The sequence below is a fragment of the Alkanindiges illinoisensis genome (assembly GCF_004377485.1).
In the GTDB taxonomy this organism is placed as follows: Bacteria; Pseudomonadota; Gammaproteobacteria; order Pseudomonadales; family Moraxellaceae; genus Alkanindiges; species Alkanindiges illinoisensis_A.
Window position 1 is genome coordinate 92,467 of record NZ_SNTY01000036.1, and the last position, 22,344, is coordinate 114,810.

10 protein-coding genes are annotated in these 22,344 nt (G+C 48.9%); 8 read left to right on the forward strand and 2 right to left on the reverse strand.

Annotated features, from left to right (window positions below; all coding sequences use genetic code 11):
• From E2B99_RS09460 to E2B99_RS09480, 5 genes are all read left to right on the forward strand, one after another.
• Complete coding sequence (locus E2B99_RS09460) at positions 1 to 5,415, forward strand: SdrD B-like domain-containing protein (protein WP_166739028.1); 5,415 nt, start codon at positions 1 to 3, stop codon at positions 5,413 to 5,415.
• A 310-nt stretch (positions 5,416 to 5,725) separates the two neighbouring features.
• Positions 5,726 to 6,220, forward strand: coding sequence for a hypothetical protein (locus E2B99_RS09465; protein WP_134244732.1), 495 nt, complete (start codon positions 5,726 to 5,728; stop codon positions 6,218 to 6,220).
• A gap of 34 nt (positions 6,221 to 6,254) precedes the next feature.
• A complete protein-coding gene (locus tag E2B99_RS09470) occupies positions 6,255 to 8,969 on the forward strand; it encodes a beta strand repeat-containing protein (RefSeq protein ID WP_134244733.1) in 2,715 nt (904 codons plus the stop codon).
• A 104-nt stretch (positions 8,970 to 9,073) separates the two neighbouring features.
• On the forward strand, positions 9,074 to 15,115 hold the full coding sequence (locus tag E2B99_RS09475) for an SdrD B-like domain-containing protein (protein ID WP_430981470.1): 6,042 nt from the start codon (positions 9,074 to 9,076) through the stop codon (positions 15,113 to 15,115).
• On the forward strand, positions 15,102 to 16,253 hold the full coding sequence (locus E2B99_RS09480) for an OmpA family protein (RefSeq protein ID WP_166739029.1): 1,152 nt from the start codon (positions 15,102 to 15,104) through the stop codon (positions 16,251 to 16,253). Before E2B99_RS09475 ends, E2B99_RS09480 begins: the two co-directional genes overlap by 14 nt.
• A 137-nt stretch (positions 16,254 to 16,390) precedes the next feature.
• Here the strand turns inward: E2B99_RS09480 and E2B99_RS09485 are convergent, their stop codons facing one another.
• Entirely contained in the window at positions 16,391 to 16,891 is a 501-nt protein-coding gene (locus E2B99_RS09485) for a hypothetical protein (protein WP_134244736.1), read from the reverse strand.
• A 133-nt stretch (positions 16,892 to 17,024) separates the two neighbouring features.
• On the reverse strand, positions 17,025 to 17,957 hold the full coding sequence (locus E2B99_RS09490) for a LysR family transcriptional regulator (protein WP_134244737.1): 933 nt from the start codon (positions 17,955 to 17,957) through the stop codon (positions 17,025 to 17,027).
• A gap of 184 nt (positions 17,958 to 18,141) precedes the next feature.
• On the opposite strand from E2B99_RS09490, the gene ilvD reads away from it, so the two are divergent.
• From ilvD to E2B99_RS09505, 3 genes are all read left to right on the forward strand, one after another.
• Positions 18,142 to 19,848, forward strand: a complete 1,707-nt coding sequence (gene ilvD / locus E2B99_RS09495; RefSeq protein ID WP_134244738.1) for a dihydroxy-acid dehydratase — start codon at positions 18,142 to 18,144, stop codon at positions 19,846 to 19,848.
• A gap of 336 nt (positions 19,849 to 20,184) precedes the next feature.
• Positions 20,185 to 21,504, forward strand: coding sequence for a hypothetical protein (locus tag E2B99_RS09500; protein ID WP_134244739.1), 1,320 nt, complete (start codon positions 20,185 to 20,187; stop codon positions 21,502 to 21,504).
• Positions 21,505 to 21,611: 107 nt separating this feature from the next.
• Positions 21,612 to 22,202 (forward strand): ComEA family DNA-binding protein, encoded by a 591-nt coding sequence (locus E2B99_RS09505; RefSeq protein WP_205669666.1) that lies wholly within the window; start codon positions 21,612 to 21,614, stop codon positions 22,200 to 22,202.
• Positions 22,203 to 22,344: the final 142 nt, after the last annotated feature.

Sequence of the window (22,344 nt, forward strand, 5' to 3'; positions counted from 1 at the left end):
ATGTTAAAGAATAATGTATCTGACCATGCCGCTAAACGAATAACCTTCGTTTTAGCCATGCTTTTAATGCTGATATCCAGTACAGCACAGGGTGTGATTCAGCGTAGCTTTGTGAACCTGAGCTTTGAATCAGTGCAAATTTCCAATGGTTCACCGTGCCGGGTCTATGCCTCGCAAGGTGCCAGTGTGCCCGGCTGGTCAACCACACATCCCAGCTATTCGGGAACAAATCGGGTTTTATGTCCGCCAGGGGTTAATGCCGGCGTTGACACCACCAGTGTTGCACCCATTATTGAGGTATGGAAAGGTCCACGCGATATTGATGGTGGCAGTGGCAATTGTACTGCCAATTCAGAAAATTGTATCAGTGCGCGTAGTGGCAGTCAGTTTGTTGAGCTCAATGCTGCTGCTTTGTCAGAAATCCGCCAGCAGGTTTGTCTGGAGAGTGGTGAAACAGTCGGCTGGAAATTTAGCCACAATGGTCGAAATACCACTGATGACAAAATGCGTTTTAAGGCAGGTACGCAGTCCATTGTTCAGGTCTCTACCTCTATTACCGGTACAGGTAGTGTGACTTCCTGTGATACAGGCAATTGTAGTACGCCACTATCGGCACGAACCACCATCACTGGTGACTCACGCTGGGCTGATTATAGCGGAACATTTACTTCAAGCAGTTCTGCCAATACATACATTGGTTTTGAATCCCTGAATGGTTCTTCAACCTCAGGCAACTTTCTGGATGATATTCAGGTTACCTTAAAGCCAGCGGTTGAATTCAAGCTGGCTAACTATGCACAAGTTGAAAATACGAGTAGTTCACCAACGGTTGAGGTTCAGGTCGTAGGAATTGTACCAGCTAACATTAATCTAAATTTTAGTATTGATCCAACCTCAACAGCCGTTATTGGTACTGACTACAAGATTTATAATGGTGTCAGTACCAGTTTTAATATTCCCTTGGCCGCTGGTGACTACAGTAGTGGTCATACGATTAGTATTCCGGTTGAGCTACTTAATAACAGCGTGGTTGAAGGTAGTCGCTTTTTTAAGGTAATTTTAACGCCGGATGCTACCAAATTTACCATCATGCCTACTAACTTCTGTACCAATACAGGTGGTAATGCAACATCGACCTATAGCATTCAGGATGATGATATTGGTCTGCAACTGGAAAAAACATGGGTTAATGCCAGTGTTAATGATAGGGCTACTTTAACAACCACCGGTGGTGCTACCGGTGCTGCCAACATTAATTATGTCTCTACGGCTACCGCAGCCAATGTTGCCAATACTTCAAATACCATTATCATGGCTGCCGGTGCATCGCGTACTTTGGCAGAAACCCTGAGTAGTTCAAACACTGGTGCCTATAGTGCTTCCAACTGGTCATGTAATGGAGGAAGCCTAAGTGGTTCGGTACTTACCACCTCGAGTGCTGATTACGGCAAGGTCATCAAGTGTAATGTAACCAATACACGCACTACCTCCTTGCAACTGGCTAAAACGTGGGGTGCCAATAGCGTAACCACAGATAACGCTACTATCGGTGCCACAACGGGAGGTACCAATAATACAACCGCATTTACTACTCCTGGTGGAACTAATGCCAGCAGTGGTGCCCCAGTAGCAGTAGCCGTCGGTAATACCATTACCTTCCCTGCTGAAACAGGTACTAATATTGCCAACTACAATACAGTACTGAGCTGTACGGCAAATGGTGGTCCAACAGTTAATGCCTTAAGCGGGACCAATGGCCAGGCTAGCAATACATTGGTAATTGCTGCCGGCGATGCAGGTAAATCAATCGTTTGTACTTATAATAATACCCGCAAAAGTACAACCTTTCGATTAGCTAAAGCCTGGGCAGCCAATAGCCTCACTGGAAATGTGGCAAACATTGGGGCAACCACAGGGTTAACCAATAACACAGCTGCATTTACCAGTACAGCCAGTACGGCCACGAATGGTGCTGCAGTAACAGTTTATGCTGGTGAAACAGCAACCCTGCCTGCTGAAACTATGAGCTCAGGTACACTTGCCAACTACACAACAGCGATCAATTGTAATGCAGGGATATTATCCGGTAACAATGGTCATTCAGTCGGCAACACCTTGACAATTACTGCCGCAGCCACCGCAACCAGTCCAATTACCTGTACTTATACCAATACTCGCAAGTCTGCCAGCCTGACCCTGCAAAAGATCTGGGCAAATGCCAAGCTCAATGATGCAGCAACTATTACGGCTACTGGCCTGACCAGCTTGTCGGCTGTTGCCAATACCGCCAGTGAAACTGATGCAGCAGCAGGGCAGACGGTCTATGCCGGTGACAGCATTACATTGGGTGAAACATTTACCACAGGCAGTGCCACTAACTACAATGCCACTCTGGCGTGTACAGGTAATGCAACTGCACTGACTGGAACAACCCTAACGGTAAATCCGGCTGACACGGCGATTACCTGTACTTACACCAATGCGCGCCGTGCTGCTACATTAACCCTAAGTAAAATATGGTCTAGTGGTAGCATTGCTGGAGATACTGCAACAGTTAGCAGTAGTGGTTTTGGCAATAATGCTACCTCGGGCACCTCAACTGCGACTGCTGCGGGTAATACCACCACTGGCACCAGTGTCACCGTGTATGCGGGTGAAACTGGCACCATTAGCGAAACTTTTGGTACCGGTACTGCCAGCAACTACAATGCCACGCTGGCCTGTAGTGGCAACAGTACTGCGCTGAGTGGCAATACCCTGACCATTAATCCTGCTGACACTGCCATTAGCTGTAGCTATACCAATACTGTTGCTGGCACTGACCTTGCCATTGATAAGACTGGAACCAGCAGCGTGACGCAAGGCAACACTGTCAGCTATAGCATCAAGGTCTGGAATAAAGGGCCGGGTGTAGCCAGCAGCAGTACATTTACTGACACCGTACCTGGCGCCCTGACTAATGTAAGCTGGAGCTGTAGTGCCAGTGGTAGCGCGGTATGTGGAACAGCAAGCGGTAGTGGCAACACTATTAATGTGACTACAGGTACCTTGCCAGTTAATGCCAGCAGCACTGCACCCACCAGTGGCAGCTACCTGACCTTTACAGTAAGTGGAGCAGCCAGTACCTCTGGTAATATCACCAATACGGCCAACATTGCCGTGACTTCAGGCACTGATCCGGTAAGCAGTAACAATAGCAGCAGTGCCAGCACGACAATTAGCACCCCATCTGCAATTACCCCTGACACGCCGCAAAAAGAAGCGCGGTTTGTGATTACTCCTGATCTGCCTACCATTTATCGCGGGCAGGCTGGTACCCAGCTGATTAACATTACCAATCAGGGGCCGGATGATGCCAGCGGCACAGTGGCTGTTTTCAAACCACGAACCCAGACTGGGGTAACTGTCACCAGCGTCAAGATTGTCAATGGTGCCAACTGTAGCCTGTCTTCCGGGGAGTGGTCATGCCCGGTGGGTAGCGTTGCCAATGGCGGCAGTTTCCAGCTGCAAGTAGGTTATGACACCACGGCATCCTCTACACTGGGTACTGCCATTCAGGCCGATATCCGGGTAGGGAGTAATGAGTTCAACCCGGGTAGCGGGGTCGGTGAATCACTCTATAATGTCTGGGGAAGCACCAACCCGAATGGCAGTAGCCAGTTCAACGAAATCCGTCCTAATGGGGCATTTGCACTTGGTTATGGCACTGCCAATGCCAATGAAAATGTTAATCTGTCAACTGCATGGTTACCCACTCAGGTTAATCCGACAGGTGCTTATCTGACTCAGGCAGCGATTGGCGGCAATAATAGTGTCTTTGGCCCTTCAGGCACTTATAGCCCAATGATTAGCCGCATTATTACCAGCCTAAATACCGACACAGCCAAATCACAGACCCTGCTGGCACTGAACCCCGCTACTCAAGCAGGTGATAACCGTCGGGTCTGGCAATTAACTACAGGTATTTATGTGCCTGCCACCAGTACAGCTTCATTATGTATTGGCAATGCGGGCAGCCAGCTGGATGACGGTGCATACATTATGCTTAATGGTGCCCAGGTGGGTGTAGATGGCAAATGGAGTTCCAACCCGTATATTCAAAACAGCGTGACTTTAAATACCGGCTATAACCGGATTACTTACCGTATAGCAAACCGCAATACACCAGGTAGCAATGAAGATTATGCGCAAGGGCTGTATGGCGAAATAGGACTATCCCTTAACGGAGAGGCTTGTACTGCTGCCAATCTGGATGCAACAGCACGACTACAAATCCCAGCCAGCATCAATATTGTTGAAAAGCAGGTCGTTAGCATTAGCGGACAAGTATTTGAAGACAACAGTGGCAGCACCGCAGTCAATAGCAATGCCTACAACGGTATTAAAGATGCAGGTGAACTGGGCATTGCAAATAGTATAGTAACCATTAACAACTGTACCAACACCACAGCAATCGCGACGACCAAAACAGACGCCAACGGTGACTATCGCTTTAGCCTATCGCCCACTGATCTGCCCGCAGGTAATTTTTGCATTGCCCAGACCAATCTGACAGGTTATTCCTCAGTTAGCGGCACGACAGGCTATAATCGTACCTCCGACACTATTACAATAAGTAATACAGGCGCAGCCAGTTATAGCAATCATAACTTTGGTGATGCACGCTTAACTGCATTGCTCAGTGAAGATGGCCAGCAAACCATTACTGCCGGAGGCGTAGCTGATTATCCACATCGCTTGACGGCTCAAAGTGTGTTGACCATTAGCAGCCTGAACCAGACTGTCTCACAGCAACCCGCCAACAGTAGCGACCAAAACTGGCAAGCCGTGGTATACCGCGACAGCAACTGTAATGGCAAGGTGGATAGTGGGGAAGGCCTGTTTAGTCAAAGCCTGCCCCTAAGCCTCAAAAACGCAGAAGAAGTTTGTCTGGTGCAGCGGGTTTATGCGCCAGCAACTGCCAGCATGGGCGCACAGCACCTAGGTCAATTGCAGGCCAGCTATAACGTAACACTGGCCGACAGCAGCCAGATTACAGGTACGACCCTGCAACGTCAGGACACCACGTTACTGGGCAGTGCAGGCTTAACCATGCAAAAAGGCGTACGCAGTGTGGCCAGCTGTCCATCCACAGCCACCGATACGGGTAGCTTTGGCGTGCAGAATCAGGTGCAAAATGGGGGTTATCTGGAGTATGAAATTACTTACCGCAATAACACCACCAAAAACCTGATTGATGTCATTATTAAAGATAGCGTACCTACCGGAACAGTCTACAAAACCGCTTCCTGTACCAGCACACCATCGGGTAGCTGTAATCCCAGTCATACAAATGGCGCATTGCTATGGCAGACTGGCGGTAGCTTGTTGCCAAACCAGCAAGGTAAAGTAAGGTTTTGTGTTCAGGTGCCTTAATCAATACCTGAATAACAGCTTATATCTTTAGTCGTAGGTAACTTGAAATAAGCAGGGAGAATTCTGTGAATCTGCCCCAATTTGGGGCCGGGTTTACCAGTCGGTATTTAAAATGAGTCACTTATCTGTATATTATTTGTGTAGTTAAGTAACAGTAGAAATTTTTTAGTTAAAAAGCTATATTAACTCGTAATATTGTGACGCATGCAACATTTTGTTGCATATAAAAGACCTTTTTATCAGTAAAGCGCTAAGTTCCCACGGTAACAAGTGTTTCTAGTTATCACGATGCTTAGCCTAGGGAGAAGTAATGCGTAAATTGAGTTACATTGCAACAACAATAGTAGCAATTGCATTCATGTCTGGTGAAGCCCAGGCAGAAGCGCCAGCCGCCAAGCCGCCAGTGTCAGTTGAACTCTCGGCTTACCAGATTACGCTAAATCAAAAAGGCGAATCATCAGCCAAGCCATTAAAACAAGCCAAGCCAAATGACATCATTGAGTATCGTGCTACCTATACCAACAATACCGCAAAAAGTGTGAAAGGACTGGTTGCTACCCTGCCAATCCCTGCGGACACCCAGTTTTTAGCAAAATCAACACCTGCGCAGGCGCAAGCCAGTACTGACGGGGTGAATTTTGCAGCGATGCCCTTAAAACGCAAAACCGGCTCGCAAACCGTCAATGTACCTTTGCAAGAGTATCGTGCATTACGCTGGACCATTGCTGAACTTCCTGCTGGAAAATCCATCACTGTGACAGCACAAACCCGTGTCAACAGCACTGCCAGTGCCGTTGGTCAGTAACTTACCCGTCTAACAAACAACTAGGGGCAATAAGATGTCAAAGCACATCGCACTACCGCGCTTAAATCAGCTGGCTGCATCCATTGCAGTCGTGGTTGGAGGTCTGGCACTGGTACCGGCAGCACATGCTGCAGCACCACTAGCAGGAACCAATATCAGTAACATTGCCAGTGCATCCTATAACGATGCAGCTGGTCGCACTCAAACAGTAACGTCCAATGAAGTAAAAACTACGGTTATTCAGGTTGCCAGCTTTACACTGGCTGCTGACCGTACGACCACTTCCAACCCAAATGGTCAGGTATCTCTGGTTCATACCTTAACCAACACCGGTAATGGCACTGACACCTTTACCATTAATACTGCCAACATTGGTGGCGATAACTTTGACTTCGCCACGATTCAGGTTTATCTGGATGCCAATGGCGATGGCGTTGCTGACAATACTACTAATCTGGCAGGTCAAACAGTTACGCTGACTGCGGGACAATCTGTTAACCTGATTGTAGTGACCACCACTCCAGCTGTTGCAACTTCTGGTCAAAATGGTAAGTTAACCATCAGCGCAACCTCTAAAGTGGCAGTTGATGCTGCTGATAGTGTGACTCAAAAAACCAACACTGATACGGTTAACGTTACTGCCAATGCGGTTATTCAGGTGACCAAGTCTGCCAGCGTATCTGCTGTTAAATCTGGCGATACTATTGAATATACCTTAACCTATAAAAACACAGGTAATACCACAGCTACGGATGTTACCTTGACTGACGTTATCCCAGCCAATCTTACTTACACAGCTGGCACAGCCGTGTGGAGTGGCTCAGGGACGAATTTGACCGATGCTGCTGATACTGATGGCTATGATTTTAATATCACTCAGGCTGGCCGTTTAACCTTTAAAATCCCAAGCGTTGCTGCTAACACCACTGGTACTTTGAAATTTAAAGTGACGGTAAATGCTGCTGCTCCTGCTGGCGCGATTACCAACACAGCATATTATAGCTATGATCCAGATGGTCCAACCAATGGTAATACAGGGACTACACCCGTTACCACACCTGAACCGTCTAATCCAAGTACGGTTACTGTAGCAGCAACTTATTTGGGCGCCATCAACGATTCGGCAACTTTGAACTATAATGATGGCGAACGGAATACCACCACACAGACAGATAGCCAAACCAAAGCTATTGCACAGGGTGAAACGGCAACCTTTAATACCTATGTCTGGAACCGTGGTAACAGCACTGAAAGCTATAATCTGACTTCTGTTTTGACTGGCTTGGTCGCAGGTACGACAGTTCAGTTCTTTAAAGCTGATGGCGTAACCCCGTTAACCGATACTAGTGGTGACACTACAGTTGATACCGGTCCTATTGCACCGAATACCAATCAACTGGTGGTAGTGAAGATTACTCCACCTAGCACATCTATTACTTCTGGTAGCGTAACCGTTACGGCTGATCCAGTAGATAATGCATCTGCCGCGGCTAATGACGTCACTACGTTAAATGTGAATATTACAGCAGCTACTGTAGACTTAACCAAAAATGGTAGCACTAATGTGGCTGACGGTGATGGTAAATACATTGCTGGCACCGCAACTGACTTAATCGTCCAGACTGCTACGGTAGAAGCTGGCCAGCCTGCGACCCTGCAACTGGCTGTCACTAATGATGGTACCAATCCTGATAACTATAATTTAAGCGTTGCTAACCTGCCATCAGGCTGGACAGCAGTGTTTTATCAGGATACCAACGGTGATGGGCAGCCTGATGGTGCGCCAATTACCAATACAGGTAATGTTCCGGCCGGGCAAACCGTTAAATTGGTTGCTGTGGTTACCCCACCAGCCAATGCATTGCCAGGCAATAACGACCTTGTGTTTACCATTTTGTCTCCAGCGACTGGGTTAACGGATAGTTTAAAAGACCGGGTGATCGTTGATGAAAACCGTAGTCTGATTTTTACACCAGACCGTAATGGACAGATTGCTCCAGGCGGCACTGTTGTTTATACCCATACTTTAACCAACACTGGTAATGTCACTGAAGGTCTGGCTGGCACTGATTTAAATATTGCAATTGGCAATACCCTCACTGGCACTAATACTTCTGTTTATGTGGATGTAGACAACAATGGTATTGCAGACGCTGGTGAGCTGGTTACTGGTACTAACTTGACTGCATTACTGGCAGGTACTGCTGGCGGAGCTGGTCTGCAACCGGGTGAAGCAGTTAGAATCTTCGTAAAAGTTGAAGCACCTGCTGGCGCCACCGATGGTCAGCAAGATGTGGCTACCATTACGATTACCCCAACAGGTGTTATTGGTGATGATACCGCGCCTGCGGCACTTAAAGTCACTGATGTAACGACCATTAATAATGGTCAGATTCGTCTGCTGAAAGAGCAAGCACTTGATGCAAATTGTGATGGTACTGAAGACAGTGGCTTGGCTAGCTATACTCAGGGAACCATATCTGCCAAACCAGGTACTTGTGTGATTTATCGTATTACCGCCACCAATGATGGTAGCGTTCCGGTAACTACATTAGTCATTAATGATGCCACTCCTGCTTTCACTACATTAGCTGCAGCGCCAACTCCATCAAATGATGGCACAACAGGTACAGTGACTGCACCGGCTGCTGGTGCAACGGGTAATGTTTCTAACCCTGTCGGCAACTTGGCGCCTACAGCAACAGCCAAACTGAAATTTGGTGTGAAAATTAATCCAGTTACGCCATAACTGCTTATTTTAATGTTCTATTAAAGTAGATGTGTTGTTTTTAATGGAAGCTGGTCTAGTACCGGCTTCCATCTGAATTAAAACTTTATTCAAGGTATATTGCTGTGTTGCGACATACGAAATATAACGCATACCAAGCGACATTCTTACTTTCTACACTTGCAGCGTCTATCATGATGGCTCAGCAGGGTTACGCGGCAACACCCGTAATTCCAGTTGCTGGTGTGGCAATCAAGAATACAGCATACGCCACCTATCTTTCCCCAGAGGGCCAAACCCGTAATACCGAATCCAATACTGTTCAGGTTGAAGTAGCAGCCCTGTACGCCATTTCGCTTACCCAGCCTGCAACCCAGGAAATAGAAGCTGGTGCCCGTGTGGTGTGGCTCAATACCCTGACCAATACCAGCAATACCCAGGCCAGCATTAATATTGAAAAACTGGTAGCCAATGGTTTAAGCAATATCAAGATTTATGTTGATAAAAACAAGAATGGCGAATTTGACGCCACTGATGAAGTCCTGAGCGGTTCTATTGTACTGGATCGCCTACAATCCATTAACTTGTGGGTGGTGGCAACAGCATCAGCCAGCCTGCAGGACAAGCAGCAATTAAACCTGCCCATCAAGGCTGTTGTGGTTGAAGACCCGAATGTCACTGCCACAGCAACCAACAGTCTGGTGGCTTACCTGCCAGAACTTACCGCCAGCAAAACGGTTGATCAGGAAACCTTTACACCAGGTAGCGGCAAAAGCTATGACCTAAATTATACCCTGACGCTGGAAAACAAAGGCAGTCAGGCCATTCGTCCAACCCGCGTGTTTATTGACGGGCAGGCGCAGGACATGGTGGTTATGGTGGATTCATTGCCGGCCAACACCATTTATAAAAGCGCCCAGGCCAGCAATCCGGCCGCACAAATTTTATTTAAGACTGGTGAAAACAGTTATAGCCGTCAGCAACCGGCTGACCTCAAAAGTATTAATGAACTGGTGGTGGCCTATCCGGCTATTGAAGCGCGCAGCATTGAGCGGGTGCAGCTTAGCGTTAGCATGAACAATAACATTGCTAACACCACCTTAAACAATCAGTTTGCAGTGAAATACCAGCTGGCAACCGGTGAAAAAACCATCCTGTCCAATATTGCCAAAACCGTAGTATCCGGCAAGTCTGACATCAGCAACAATACGGGTAATTATAACCGTGTTCTGGCTACTGGCAGCCTGAATAAGCCCCTGTATATTTCAGCGGACAGTGCCCAGTGTAATGCCAGCCGTACGGTGAGCGATCAGGTAAAAATCCGGGTTAAATCCACAGTTACCGGGGATATGGTTGAAGTGATTGGTGTGGAAACCGAACCCAATAGCGGCGTATTTCATTATGAGCTAAATACTACAGAAAGCGCGACAGCTAATCCCAACGACCAGATTCTGCAAACGGTAAAACGCGACACCGTGGTGGTCAGTCTGGTGAACTGTCTGGACGCCAGCGGCAACCCGACGGCAACCATTAATGATGTCAGCACCAATGTGCTGATTAACCCATACGGAATTGTATTTGATGCCAAAACTGGCAAGCCGGTTGTTGGTGCCAAAGTTACGCTGATGGATGCCAGTGGCAATCCGGTCGGTAACAATGTGGCGTTTAATGTTAATGCAGAAACCGGCGAGCTAATTCCAATTCCCGCCACGCAGCTCACCAATGAACTGGGTGAGTTTATTTATCCGCAGGTGATTGCCGGTAACTATAGCCTGCAAGTAGACACGTCCACTATTCCTGGTTCAACCAAATATACCTTTATCAGTGATAAAACGGTTTACCCGAGTTTTTCCAGTGATAAAGCCGTTCATCCGCAGTGGTCGTATGGTGGCAACTTTGCCCTGAACAATGGCGACCCGGCGTTAAATATTGACATTCCAGTTGATCCGGTACTGTCCACGCCAACCTCACCGTTGTTTGTGAAAAAAACGGCCACCCACACCACTGCCGAGCTGGGTGATTTTGAAGAATACACCGTGACCGTGGCCAACCGTGGCAAAACTGCGGCGCAGGATGTATCGATCAAGGATACCCTGCCACGCGGCTTTATTTATGTGGCGGGCACGGCGCGGGTTAATGGCGTTAAGGTGAATGATCCGCTGGGCGGCAAAGGCCCGTATTTAACTTTGGGTCTGGGTAATCTGGATGCCAATAAAGAAGTTAAAATCCAGTACCGTGTGCAAATTGGTCCCAATGCCTTGAATGGCGATGGCATTAACCGCGTACGCGCGCGTGATGCCAGCGGTGTAGAATCCAATGAAGCCTCGGCCAAAATTGAAGTGACTCCCGGCGTGCTGATGTCGGATGCGTTTATTGTCGGCAAGGTATTTATGGACTGCAACCGCAATGGCATGCAGGATGTGGGCGAGCGTGGTGTACCCGGTATTCGCCTGTTCATGGAAGATGGCAGCTATGTCATCACTGACCGTGAAGGCAAATATGATTTTTATGGCGTGAGTGCCAAAACCCACGTGTTAAAACTGGATCGCACCACCCTGCCGGGCAATGCTGAAATGGTATTGCTGGGCAACCGTAATGCCGGTGATGCTGGTAGCCGTTTTGTTGACCTCAAGCGTGGCGAATTGCATCGTGCTGATTTTGCCATTGCCGATGGCGCAGGCACCTGTACGCAGCCGCTAATTGAACAGGTCGACAAGCGCAAGGAAAAAATTGAAGCACAAAATGCCAATCTGGAACAGGTATTGCGGGCTGATTTGTCACTGGACCCATTGCGCTATAGCGTGGGCGATGTACGCAGCCAGCCCGCCAGTGGTTGCATCAGTGCGCAAGGTGTTACTGCCAACTGTAATATTGAACTGTCTAAAGACCAGATTAAAGAACTGCGTGCGGTACAAATTGAACCTGTGAAGGCACCCGTACTGGTTGATCTTGAACAAGCACTGGCTGAAGCCAATAGCAACCAGCTGACGATTTTAAACTTAAAAGACGGCCAAACCTTGCCGTATGCGCAAACCACTGTTCAGGTGAAAGGCGTGGCTGGTGCAACCATTGAGCTGTGGGTCAATGGCCAGCACATTGATGACAAGCGCATTGGCAAAAAAGCCATTCTGCCAGATTTTCAGGTGGCGGGTTTTGATTATATTGGTGTAGATCTCAAACCGGGCAGCAACCAGATTGAAGTGCGCCAGCTAGATGCCATGGGCAACCTGCGTGAACAGCAAAAGATTCAGGTGATTGCCCCGGATCAAATGAGCAAGCTGGCCTTGAGTGCACCCAAGCAGGAAGCACAGGCCAACGGTTCTGATGTGTTCAGTGCCGTGCTGAAAATTGTTGATCACAACGGCACCATGGTGGCCAGCCGTACCCCGATTACGCTGGAAAGCACCATTGGCAAGGTTGAACTAAAAGACCTGGACGCCAGCCAGCCCGGCATTCAGGTGTTTGTGGAAGGCGGAACGCTGCTGGTGCCAATTACTGCACCCAGTGAGGCAGGCGAAGGCACTTTAAATGTGACCAGTGGTATTTATAATGCCAACCTGCCTGTGCGCTTCCTGCCGGCACTGCGTCCGATGATTGCCGCTGGTATCATTGAGGGTGCCATTTCTTTCCAGAAATTTGATCCCAAGCAGCTGAGTCAGGTGAACCGCAACGATGGCTTTGAAGAAGAGCTGAATGACATTGCATCCAGCAATGGCGGCAAAACCAATGCAACTGGCCGTGCTGCATTATTCTTAAAAGGCAAGGTAAAAGGCGAATATTTGCTGACGCTGGCTTATGACTCCGACAAGGACAAAGACCAGCGCCTGTTCCGTGACATCCGTCCTGATGAATATTATCCGGTGTATGGGGATGCCGCGGCCAAGGGCTTTGATGCGCAATCTACCAGCAAGTTGTATGTGCGGGTCGACAAGGGCCGCTCGTATGTCATGTATGGCGACTATGTGACCCGCACAGACAATGATGACGGTTTGTCGTTAGGCCAGTACAACCGCTCATTAACTGGCGCGCGCACCAGCATTGAAACTGATCGCACCAAAATCACCGGCTTTGTGGCGCAAACCAATGCTACCCAGATTACCAGCGAACAGCGTGGCTTAGGTATTACCGGCCCGTATTCACTGGGTCAGGTGAGCAGTGATGATGTGCTGCGCAACAGTGAAAAAGTCGAAGTAATTGTACGTGACCGTAATAATCCGGGTCTGATCATTTCCCAGCGTACACTGGCGCGATTTACTGACTATGAAGTCGATACCTTCAGCAACAGTATTTATTTAAAAGAAGCCGTTTCCAGCGTTGATAGCGACTTAAACCCGGTTTACCTGCGCATTACTGTTGAAGCCGATCAGGGCGGTGAAGAATATACCGTGGGCGGTGTGTCCGGCTCGGTAAAACTCACCAATAAGGTGCAAGTGGGTGGTTCTTATGTGAAGAGTGACCATCCGCTGACCGATGAGCAACTGGCCAGTGTCAATACCGTTATCAAGCTGAATGACCGTGCCAAGCTGGTGGCTGAAGTGGCGCGTAGTGAAAACACCATTGATCCGGCCAACAGCTTAACCAGCATTAATGCCAGCACATCAGCCACTGGTGAGCAATCCGGCACTGCTGGCCGCATTGAGCTGGATTACAGCATCAATAATATTGAATTGCGTGCTTACCACAATCAGGCAGATAGCGGTTTTTACAACACAGCTTCACCAATTACTGCTGGACGCAAGGAAAGTGGTATTAAGGCACAGGCACGGGTAGAAAAACTGGGCTTAACCCGTTTTGAAGCCATTCGTACCGAAGATCAGGCCAATCAGGGCGTGCGTCAGGGCATTTCCGCCAGTGTGGAACGCGCCTTAAACCGCCTGATGTCGCTGGAACTGGGTGTGCGCTACTACGAAGAAACCGTGAGCGCTGCCAGTGCTACCAGCCAGCAGGCTAGTATTAATAACAGCACCCCGTATGATGGCACCACCGTACGCGCCAAGCTCAACAGTGCGCTGCCGTGGGAAGGCTCCAATGCCTTTATTGAATACGAGCAGGATATCAGTGATGCGGATCGCCGGGTTTTTGCATTAGGTGGCAATTACCAGATTAATCCAAAAGCCCGCTTGTACGCGCGTCAGGAAATTATTTCCAGCATCAATGGCCTGTATGAACTAAACGACACCCAGCGCCGCAACACTACCGTGGTGGGGATTGACAGCAATTACAGTCAGGATGGTTCGGTGTTTAGTGAATACCGGGTACGTGATGGCATTAGCGCGCGTGAAGCCGAAGCGGCAATTGGAACCCGTAACCGCTGGCAAGTGGCCAAGGGAATTTATGCCAACACCAGTCTGGAAAAAGTGAAGGCGATTGCTGGTAATGACAACCAGTCACTGGATAGCACGGCGGCTTCGGTTGGTCTGGAATACCTGACCAATCCGGACTGGAAAGGCGTAGCACGCTTAGAGATGCGCTGGGCGGATCAGTCTGACACCTTGCTCAATACATTGGGTCTGGCCTACAAGTTGACCGATGATGTCACCCTGCTGACCAAGAACGTGTTTAGCCAGATTGACAACAAGGGCGACACCACCGGCGACCGCGTGATTGACCGTTTCCAGGTTGGTGCAGCCTACCGTGACTTTGACCAGAACCGCTTTGATGCGCTGACCAAGCTGGAATACCGTTATGAAAATGACGAAACCAACCTGTCCAGCCCATACCTGCGCAATGTGTACATTTTGTCCAACCATGCCAACTTCCACCCAAATCGCAAAACCACGCTGTCTGGTCAGTATGCAGTGAAGTATGTCAAGGCAGACTTTGAAGGCATCAAGTCCACAGGCGCTACCCAGTTGCTAAGTGGCCGTGCCATGTATGATATCAACGAGCGCTGGGATGCAGGCATTAATGCCGGCCTGCTGTGGAGCGATGCCAGCGAAGGCCGTCGCCTGCTGCTGGGCGGTGAAGTCGGCTATTTGTTGGCGGCCAATTTATGGCTGTCTGCCGGTTATAACTTCTCCGGCTACAAGGACAAGGATCTGGCGGATAGCAGCACCTCTATTCAGGGGCCATATTTACGCTTCCGTTTCAAGTTTGATGAAGACCTGCTGAACTTTGATCACAGCAATGTCAACAAATCGCAGGAGCCAGACGATGCAGGCCATTAAGTTAAAACTGGCGCTGGCAGCCTGCCTGGTCAGTGGTTTGGCGTTTAGTCTGCCAGCCCTGAGCCAGCCTGTAGCCAATCATTCTGATAATCCGCTGGAACAAAATAGTGTGGCAGCGTTGCAACAGCGAGTTCAGCCATTTTTGCAAAGTAATAAGGCACTAACCCAGTACCATGCGCAAAAAGCGCAAATGTGGCTGACCTATGCCGCCAACCAGCACAGTGAAGGCAGCTTCACGGCAGCCGAACAACAGGCACAGACACAAGCGCGACAACTGATTGAGCAACTCGAACAGCAACAGCCGATTTCCAGCACCACGCCAGTAATTCAGTCTTCCAAAGTAATGCGCCGTGATCTATGGGTCAATGCCGAGCTGCTTAAACAGCAGGCAGGTTTTGACTGTGCGGCCACCGAGATTGCACAGGCAGAAGTCATGCTGGTGTGGGCTGCTGCCGAACATTGTGAGCTGGGCTGGCGACATTCGCGTGAATTGTTTGCGGCGGCTGAGCGCCTGATTGACAAGGCCAATTATCAGGCAGCCAATTGTCATGCTATGACGCAATCAACAGCAGCTCAGCCTTTGCCTGCGTGGAGTAAGGCTAATTATCCCAGTCTTGAGCAGTTAAATGGCCCTGAAAAAGGCTGTCATGGCGTGGTTGGCCCATGGCCATTGGTGAGTGCTGCAACAGTTGCGCCAGCAGTTGCAACTACTACTGACATGCCAGCCATTGAACCAGTAACGCAGGACGTTCTGCCCAACGTGGTACATTTTGCGCTGGATCAGGCCAGCTTGTCGCCAGCCTCAACACAGGTACTGAGCAATATTGCCACGATGCTGGTTAAGAACAGCACGTATTCACTAACCCTGTATGGTTATACCGATGCCCGCGGCAGTCAGGCTTATAATCTGGACTTAAGCCAGCGCCGTGCCAAAACCGTTGAAAACTTTTTAATTCAGCAAGGTGTGGATGCCAGCCGGATTGCCACGGTGGCTGCCGGTGAGCAGCAACTCATTGCCGATCCAGTGGCTATCACTGGCCATGCCTTAAGTCGCCGGGTGGTGCTGGTGTATGCCAGCCCGGATGGACAGGAAATTAAGACCACGTCCCAAACCAATGACTTACAGCCTGAACATTAATTCAGGCTGTTTTTTTTGGTTTTAGTCTTTTGGCTTAAAATTCTAGTAGCTTGTCCAGTTGTTCTTACAATTGAAAATCAGGCACGTTTCTTATTGTTTTAACGTGCCTGAATTTTTTTAATTTTCTTCTAACAGCTTTACTTGCATGCCTTGGCTTGCTGGATCACCTGTAATGCAGCCAGTTGCTGGTTGAGTTCAATCACATTTTGGGGTGCTGCGCTAGAGGTATTGGCCGCCAGTGAGTTGGCTTGCTGCGCCATTTGTCCTACCTGCTGGACTGCCCGGACATCCACACCCGCCAGTGCACCCACCGAAGCAAATAGTCCGCCAGCCTTGCCTAGCATACCGGCGGTTTTGCTCACCTGATTTTCCTGCGGTACAGCCTGCAACTGCTGCGTTAGTGTATTTGTCATCACCTGCAAGCTGGCACAATCCAGCGCTGCATAGCTTTGCATCAGTTGTGAGTGGTCAGCAGCCAGTTGCGCCGGGGCAGGCGTCGCCACTGGAACATTGGCAGTATTGCCACGCACGGTATTAACCGCTTGATTGACCTTGCTCAAGGTATCCAGCAATCCGGCATGTGCCGTGGTTGAGCCTGCCAGCACAAGCATCATGGCAGCAAGAAAAGACTTATTCATGGGGTTCATCCTGAACGGTTGGGTTAGCAAGAATGGTACGGCGCTGCCAGAAAATTGCTATCCCCTAAACAGGGGAGAAACCTGAATCCACTATTAATTTTTATCAATTTTGCCAGCAAGCGCACCAAGGTCTCTACAGGAAATTTGGGTTCCTCTCACGGATTTGTATTGCCAGTTGAAGCAAATTGCGTGCTGAAGGTGGGGCATGGTGCGTGTGTAAAACCAGTCCTGTTTCCATCATTGGTGCGTCTCCATATAAGGATTTATAAACAACCCCAGTCCGCTGTAAAGTCCGCATTGAATCAGGCACCAAGGCAAAACCCATTCCCGCAGAAATCAGTCCAATCATCGTTTGCATCTGGATGGCCTGCTGACCAAGCAAGGGTTCTATGCCAAGCTGGGCGTAATATCCCGTAATAAGATCGTGCAGGGCTGGTGAACTTTCGCGGGGAAAAAGGATTAAGGGCAAATGTGCCATATCACGCAGATTGATGGTGTCACTATCGCCAATTTTATTTTTTTCATTAAGCCATGTCTGCGGAAGCGCAATGATCAGCGGCTCAGAGGATATCGGGTGATAATCAAGGTTTGGCGGAAAATCCCGGTGGGTCGGGGCAATCACTAGCCCGATATCAATCTCATGGTTTAACAGGGATTGCACCTGAAGGTTGCTCGTGGCTTCTTTTAAGGTGATTTCAACATCAGGAAAAGCCATCGAAAAACGGCTGACCAATTCTGGCAAAAGCCCATAAACCGTACTACTGACAAAGCTTAAATGAAGTGTTCCGATTTCGCCGCGCGCCAATCGTTGCGCAACTTGCGGTAAGGCCTCGGTCTGATCCAGCACGTGGCGGACATGCGGTAACCATAATGCCCCAACCGGGGTTAGGCTGACACTACGGTTAGTGCGGTTAAATAAGGCAATACCTAATTCTTGTTCCAGCGCCTGAATACTTTGACTTAAAGGCGGCTGTGTCATATGCAGACGGGCCGCCGCTCGCCCAAAATGCAGCTCTTCTGCCACTACAACGAAGTGCCTAAGCGATCTTAGCGTGGTTGTAGTCATATATTTTTAGACCCATTCTGATATGTTTAATATATTTTACTCGATATAGGGTTATAGGTATGCTGTTGATACGATGTTATGCCTTTCCCTTAATGCGCTTAAGGCATAGAATTATCCCCAATTTGTAAAACATGCTACCCACGCTATCGGCGCAGGCACATCCCAAGCACACTAGGAACATCCCATGAGTAATGACAGCAATAACAATCAGAACAACCTTAATTTACGCAAGCATTCATCACAGGTAGTTGATGGCGTGGAATGCGCCCCGGCCCGTGCCATGCTACGTGCAGTAGGCTTTACTGATGAAGATTTCAAAAAACCACAGGTAGGCATTGCCTCCACTTGGGCCAATGTCACGCCATGTAATATGCACATTGATGGCCTGGCGCGCGATGCCGAAAGCGGCGTGAATGCAGCAGGCGGTAAGGGTGTCATTTTTAATACCATTACCATTTCCGATGGCATTGCCAACGGCACCGAAGGCATGAAGTATTCCATGGTATCGCGTGAAATTATTGCCGATTCCATTGAAGCGGTAGCGGGTTGTGAAGGTTTTGACGGCCTGATTGCGATTGGTGGCTGTGACAAGAACATGCCCGGCTGCATCATGGGCCTGGCGCGCTTAAACCGTCCGTCCATTTTTGTGTATGGTGGTTCCATTCAGCCGGGCAAGGGCCATACCGATGTGATTTCAGTGTTTGAAGCTGTTGGCCAGCATGCCAAAGGCGAGTTAAACGAAATTCAGGTCAAGCAAATTGAAGAAGTGGCTATTCCGGGGCCGGGTTCCTGTGGTGGCATGTATACTGCCAACACCATGGCATCAGCCATTGAAGCGCTGGGCATGAGCCTGCCGGGTTCCAGTGCGCAGGATGCCGTGTCACAGGAAAAACAGGACGATTGTACCCGTGCCGGTGAAGCGGTGTTAAATCTGCTGCGCCTCGACATTAAACCGCGCGATATTATGACCAAGGCTGCCTTTGAAAATGCCATTAAGGTGGTGATTGTACTGGGTGGTTCAACCAATGCTGTGCTGCATTTGATTGGTATGGCACGTACCGTGGACGTGGATCTAAGCCTTGACGATTTTGTGCGCATTGGCAAGGAGACCCCACTGCTGGCAGACCTGCGCCCATCCGGTAAATACATGATGTCCGAGCTGGTAGCCATTGGCGGGATTCAGCCCCTGATGAAGCGCATGCTGGATGCAGGCATGCTGGATGGTTCCTGCCTGACCGTTACTGGTAAAACTCTGGCTGAAAATCTGGCCAATGTGCAGGATTATCCAGCTGACCAGCAAATTATCATGCCGTTTGACGCACCAATCAAAAAAGATTCCCACTTGGTCATTTTAAAGGGAAATCTGGCCTCAGAAGGTTCGGTGGCCAAGATTACCGGTAAGGAAGGCCTGCGCTTTGAAGGCCCGGCGCGTGTATTTGAGGGTGAAGAAGGCGCCATGGCCGGTATTTTAAATGGTGAAGTGCAAGCCGGTGAAGTGGTGGTAATTCGCGGTGAAGGCCCCAAAGGCGGCCCCGGCATGCGCGAAATGCTCAAACCAACATCAGCCATTATGGGTAAGGGGCTGGGTCAATCTGTTGCACTAATTACTGATGGCCGCTTTAGTGGCGGTAGCCATGGCTTTGTGGTGGGTCATGTTACCCCGGAAGCCTTTGAAGGCGGCCTGATTGGCCTGGTCAATACCGGTGACCGCATTAGTATTGATGCCGTCAGCCGTGAAATTACCCTGCATGTGGATGAGGCAGAACTGGCCACCCGTCGTGCCAATTGGACTCGTCCAGCGCCTAAATATACCCGTGGCGTACTGGCGAAATATGCCCGTCTGGTGTCGAGTGCATCAACTGGTGCATTAACGGATGTTAATCTGGACTAAACTGTTCTAAAGGTCTGGTATTAATAAGCGGCCATTCCCAAAATGCCCTGTTAGATTGATGCTGACAGGGCATTTTTTTAGCTTAAGGCAATCTTTATCAATATTTTCATCCAGTCAAGACATGATGATCACAATCTAAAAACTGCGGCCTTAACAGTTGCACCTTATCAAAAATTATTCTGGTCAATCAATAGCTTACTTACTGAATGGTGAACCAGTCGCTTGCCTTATTAGTTTTTTCATCAGGTTTTTGCACACAGTAAACTTGCGTCCTTGCCATTAGTATTCTAGATTGATAACCCTTAACAACTCCTGTGTGATTGCAAGGAAATATTCATGTCGCTGGCGCGAAGGTGGTTAGACCCGATCCGTTCCCGATGGTTTTTCAACCGGCCTTACCGGCAACGGCATCTGTCTTCGCGCAATGGCATTACGGTTTATTTGCGCTTTGATGATGCCTACAGTTATCTGTTGGTGCAGCTTCTGCCGCAACTGGAAGAATTGCTGATTCCGCGCTTAAAGCCACTCAAGATTGTGATTTGCACGCAAGCCTGCCCACCGCCCAACGGATTGAGTGCGCAAGCGTGGCAGCAGTATATGCTGGATGATGCAGCAGCATTGGCAGCCCAGCACCGTTTTGTGTTTGATGTGAGCGAAACGGTTCGCGCCAGTTTGCCCAGTCCGGCCCTGATTCAGCAAGCCACCACTGTTTTAAAAACTTCGCCCTTGCGCGGTACGGATTACCTGCATTTGTTGCAGGATATTTTTCACATGCTGTGGCAAAACCAGCAAGGTAAGCTCAATACCCTGCATTATATGGCCACACGGCGCCCATCTCCGGCATCTGTCAGCAATACAGCACCTGATTTACCCGCCATCCGCTTTGTGGATGAACCCATTGCCAGCGGATTTTTACTGTTTGGCGGGCGGCATTACCGGGCCATTGATGATTTCCTGCGCCTGACCCGGCGCCTAAAACAGCAAAAATTACTCAATAACGAGCCAATTTTTTTAATTAATCATATTGAATGGGGCGAGCATCTGGTCAATGACCCGGAAAGCCTCAATGAAATACAGGCGCTGCATGCCCGGCTGGACATTTATCTGGCGCTGGAAGACCCGGTGAGCTGGCTGATTCTGGCCTACATCAAGCGCGAACTGGTGGATTATTATAATCTCACGCTAAGGGTGCATCCATTGCCGTATCAAGGGCGCGATGAGTTTGACTGGGGCTTGATTGCCCGTTTGTCACGGCGGACTGAGATCAGCATTGCACCATTTTGTCGTCCAACGCAGGTCGCTAGCCTGAATCTGGCGCGCATTCTGTATAGTGTGGATGAGGAACAGCGCAGTGAAACCCTGCTGGATTTGCTTAAATGCGTCTGGTGCAGGGGGCTGGATGCCAGTTTTACACCGCATGTACAGCGCTTAATGACAATGGCACTGGACCAGCAACAACTGGTTGATTTACCAGAAACCGAAGCCTGGCTAGCGTCCAATCAAGCGACCTGCGAGGCATATCAGCAGCCGGATTTGCCCGTAATGGTGTTACAAATTGGTGAGCAACAACAGGTGTTTAACAGCCTGTACCGGGTCTGGCGTATTGAAAGCCTGCTGGCTGAGGCGCTGGAAATGGACAGGAATGCAAACGTATAAAATCATTCCATCCATCACTTTTAACATTTAATTCAACTCTTTAGAAAAATATGCATCCAAGAAATCTTATAGCCTGTTCAGGGATTGGGATAATTTGCCTGCTCAATGTGGCATGCTCTGATCAAAAACTGGAAGCGTCAGCAGAGTATCAGGCGGTCTGCCATGGAATTCCCTTAAAAACAGTTGAAGCCCGTCAACGGGCACAGGAAGACGGTTATCATATTAATGAAACTTTTAATTGTATTGATCAAGCTTCATTTGAAGCAGTACAGCGCCATTATGCCGAGCTTGCCGCCGCCAATACGCTAGAAAAAATTGCTCAACGCAACGCTGCACGTGAACAACGATTGGTTCAAGACAAGACGGCACAGGCTAATGAAATTTTAACCAGACGGGCGCAGGCAGACACATCAAGCAGTACGCCTTTTACGGTGCATCCGGTTGAAATTAATACTGCAAGCGAGGCAGAACTTGCCAGCATGCCGGGTGTTGGGCCGGATACCGCAAGGACAATTATTCAGGAACGAACAAACTCCCCATTTGAAAGTTGGCCAGATGTCGTGCATCGGATCATTGGCCTAAGTGCTGCCCAAAATGTAGTATATGCATCATCAGGTGGCTTAATGGTGAATGGAGAAAGCTTCAATGGCGCACCGCCAGACCAGCAAGTGGTGGATACTATCCTTAAAAAGCGGTGAGACAAAGGTTAGGGGTTAGTCATGCCTATCACATAGGACTGTTTTTTTAATTGATGATAGTTCAGTAAAAAAATTTTAAATTCAAAGGCTTGAATTAATTATTTATGGTTGCGTAAAACCTTAATTTTTTAAGCGCTTGCAC

Excerpts from the sequence above, each read along its gene's own strand:
- E2B99_RS09480 (WP_166739029.1), top strand. The coding sequence starts at position 15,102 with ATGCAGGCCATTAAGTTAAAACTGGCGCTGGCAGCCTGCCTGGTCAGT.
- E2B99_RS09490 (WP_134244737.1), bottom strand. The coding sequence starts at position 17,957 with ATGACTACAACCACGCTAAGATCGCTTAGGCACTTCGTTGTAGTGGCA.
- E2B99_RS09460 (WP_166739028.1), top strand. The coding sequence starts at position 1 with ATGTTAAAGAATAATGTATCTGACCATGCCGCTAAACGAATAACCTTC.
- E2B99_RS09500 (WP_134244739.1), top strand. The coding sequence starts at position 20,185 with ATGTCGCTGGCGCGAAGGTGGTTAGACCCGATCCGTTCCCGATGGTTT.
- E2B99_RS09470 (WP_134244733.1), top strand. The coding sequence starts at position 6,255 with ATGTCAAAGCACATCGCACTACCGCGCTTAAATCAGCTGGCTGCATCC.
- E2B99_RS09485 (WP_134244736.1), bottom strand. The coding sequence starts at position 16,891 with ATGAATAAGTCTTTTCTTGCTGCCATGATGCTTGTGCTGGCAGGCTCA.
- ilvD (WP_134244738.1), top strand. The coding sequence starts at position 18,142 with ATGAGTAATGACAGCAATAACAATCAGAACAACCTTAATTTACGCAAG.
- E2B99_RS09465 (WP_134244732.1), top strand. The coding sequence starts at position 5,726 with ATGCGTAAATTGAGTTACATTGCAACAACAATAGTAGCAATTGCATTC.